Origin of the sequence: Burkholderia sp. HAN2018, assembly GCF_024704855.1 — a bacterium.
Lineage (GTDB): Bacteria > Pseudomonadota > Gammaproteobacteria > Burkholderiales > Burkholderiaceae > Burkholderia > Burkholderia cepacia.
The window spans coordinates 1-3331 of the sequence record NZ_QOBB01000408.1 but is presented as its reverse complement, the minus strand read 5'-3'; the positions used below and the strand labels follow the sequence as shown (position 1 = coordinate 3331).

The 3331-nt window shown below is 72.1% G+C and carries 1 protein-coding gene and 1 pseudogene; both read left to right on the top strand.

Annotation, left to right across the window (positions count from 1 at the left end; translation table 11 throughout):
* A pseudogene (locus DPV74_RS40185) lies at window positions 1–1426 on the top strand (transcriptional regulator); the annotation flags it as partial.
* Window positions 1427–1584: 158 nt separating this feature from the next.
* On the top strand, window positions 1585–3331 hold a 1747-nt coding region (locus DPV74_RS40180), incomplete at its 3' end, for an amidohydrolase (protein WP_162923298.1).

The window sequence follows — 3331 nt, the reverse complement described above, 5'->3', positions numbered from 1 at the left end:
GGCGCCGCGCGAGCCCGTCGCGGTCGAGCCGCGAGGGCACGAAGCGGACGCACTGGCGCTCGCGTTGCTGGAACCGGCGCGGATGCGCGAATGCGCGCATCCGGCGCGGCGGGCGCTCGACGCGATCGAGGCCGCTGGAACCGGCGATACCGGCGGCATCGACGCGGCACGCGAGCTGCGTCTGCGCGCCGCCTATGCGACGGCGCTGCTGCATACCGACGGCGATACGCACGCGGCGGCCGCGATGTGGGATCGGACGCTCGTGCTCGCGGGCCGGATCGGCGACGAGGCGTTCGACGCGTGCGCGCTGGTCGGGCTGTGGAACACGATGCTGACGCGCTCCGACATCCACGAATCGCTGCGCTACGCGACGCGCTTCGAGCGCGCGGCCGAACGGCGCGGCGACCGGCCGCAGCGGCTGCTGGCGAACGCGATGGTCGCGACGTCGCTGCATTACTTCGGCGAACACGCGCAGGCCCGCGAGCGGCTGGAGGCCGCGACCGCCGGGCTGGCCGTGGCCGGCGAGCCGTCCTGCGCGGAAGCCGCGCTCGGGGTCGACGTCGCGACGCTCGGCCGCACGATGCTGATGCGGCTCGTCTGGATGCAGGGCGATCCGGAATACGCGATGCGGCTGGCCGCGCAGGCGGTCGAATCCGCGCGCCGCACCGGGTCGGGGCTGGCGCTGTGCGTCGTGCTCGGCGCCGCGGCCGTGCCGATCGCGCTGCGCTACGGCGATCACGACGTGATTTCCGACTATCTCGGCACGCTGCGCTCGACCGCGGAGGCGAACGGGTTCGACATCTGGCTCAGCCACGCGGAAGGCCTCGCCGGGCAGTTCGACATGCAGGCCGGGCATCCCGGCGCCGGTCTCGCGCGGCTCGAACCCGCGCTGCGGCGCATCGAGGCGAGCGGGTTCCGGCGCCTGCTCGCGCCGCTGGTCGTCGCGTACGCGGAAGGGCTGACGCGCACCGGCCGCGCGGCCGAGGCATGCGTGAAACTCGACGCGACGCTCGCGCGCTGCCGCGCGCACGGCGAGCACCTGTTCGTGCCGGAACTGCTGCGCGTCCGAGGGCTCGCGATGCTCGAGCAGGCCCGCACCGCGGAGCCCGATGCCGCGCTCGCGTACGAAGTCGAAGGGCACCGGCATCTGCTGACGGGGATCCATACCGCGAACGGGCAAGGCGCCGCGATGTGGGCGCTGCGCGGCACGCTCGATCTCGCCGATCACCTGATCGAGCGCGGGCGGACCGGCCAGGCGTCGTCGCTGGTGGCGAACCTGTCGGGGCATTTCGATCCGCAATCGCGCGCGTTCGACGTGCGCCGGCTCGCGCGCCTGCAGAACTTCGTGCGCCCGGAGCCGGCACTGCCGGCGGGCCGGTCGCGCATGCGGCACGAGGCGGCGGATGCGATGCAGCAGGTGGCGTAACGGCATGCCCGGTTCGCGCAGGACGACACCGCGCCATCGCGCCGCGGCCCGTCGGTCCGATCGTTCAATGTTCAAGGGGGAGTGGATGGTCCGTGTATCGTCGAACCGGAGGCAGGCGGCAGGCGGCCGCGTGCCGGCTCACGGCGCAAGCGGAGGGCATGACGGTGCTTAGGGCGACGGCATCCGCCGCGGCGGCGGACCTCATCGTATGCAACGGCAAGATCGCGACGCAGGACGACCGGCAGTCGTTCGTGACCGCGCTCGCCGTGAAGGACGGCCGGATCCTCGCGGCCGGCAGCGGGCACGACGTGATGCGGCATGCGCATGCCGGCACGCAGTGCATCGACCTGAACGGCCGCACCGTGATCCCGGGGCTGAACGATTCGCACCTGCACATGATCCGCGGCGGCCTGAACTTCAACCTGGAACTGCGCTGGGACGGCGTGCCGACGCTGGCCGACGCGCTCGCGATGCTGCGTCGCCAGGTGCTGCGCACGCCTGCGCCGCACTGGGTGCGCGTGGTCGGCGGCTGGACCGAATTCCAGTTCGCCGAAAAGCGCGGGCCGACGGCGGCCGAACTGAACGAGATCGCGCCCGACACGCCGGTCTTCATCATGCACCTGGGCGACAGCGCGCTGCTGAACGCGGCCGCGCTGCGCGCGATCGGCTACGGCCGCGACACGTCGAACCCGCCCGGCGGCGAGATCCAGCGCGATCGCCTCGGCCGGCCGACCGGCCTGCTGATCGCGCGCCCGGACATGGCCGTGCTGCACGAGGCGCTCGAACGGGCCCCGAAGCTCGGCCACGACGACCAGATGAATTCGATGCGGCATTTCATGCGCGAGCTGAACCGGCTCGGGGTGACGAGCGCGATCGACGCGGGCGGCGATTTCCAGGCCTTTCCGGATGACTACGGCGCGATCCTGGCACTCGCGCGGCGCGGCGAAATGACCGTGCGCGTCGCGTACAGCCTGTTCGTGCAGCATGCGGGGCGGGAGCTCGACGACTACGCGCGCTGGGTGACGCTCGCGAAACCCGGCGACGGCGACGCGTTCCTGCGGATGAACGGCGCCGGCGAGCTGCTGGTGTATTCGGCCGCCGATTTCGGCAATTTTCTCGAACCGCGCCCCGATCTGCCGGCGGCGCTGGAGGCCGAACTGGCCGCGGTGGTGCGGCTGCTGGTGCGGCACCGCTGGCCGTTCCGGCTGCATGCGACCTACGACGAATCGATCGGCCGCTTCCTGAACGTGCTCGAAGCCGTGAACCGCGAGACGCCGTTCGACGGCCTGCGCTGGTTCTTCGATCACTGCGAGACGATCACGGATGCGAACATCGCGCGCATCGCCGCGCTCGGCGGCGGCGTGACGGTCCAGCACCGGATGGCGTTCCAGGGCGAGTACTTCATCGCGCGTTACGGCGCGCAAGCCGCGATGCGCACGCCGCCGATCCGCGCGATGCTGGCGGCCGGGCTGCCGGTCGGCGCGGGCACCGACGCAACGCGCATCGCGAGCTACAACCCGTTCGTGTCGCTGTACTGGATGGTGTCGGGGCGCACGGTCGGCGGCACGGCGCTGTATCCGGAGCGCAACCGGCTCGGCCGGATGGAGGCGCTGCGCTGCTATACGGTCGGCAGCGCGTGGTTTTCCGGCGAGGACGACTGCAAGGGCGCGCTGGTGCCCGGCCACTACGCCGATTTCGCGGTGCTGACGGACGACTACTTCACGATCGACGAAGCGCGGATCACGTCGCTGTCGTCGGTGCTGACGGTCGTCGGCGGCAGGATCGTGCATGCGGACGACGAGTTCGCGTCGCTCGCACCGCCGCCGCCGGCGGTCAGCCCCGCGTGGTCGCCGGTCGCCGAATTCGGCGGCGCCGGCCGGCGTCGTTCGGCCGAGTCGGCTTCGC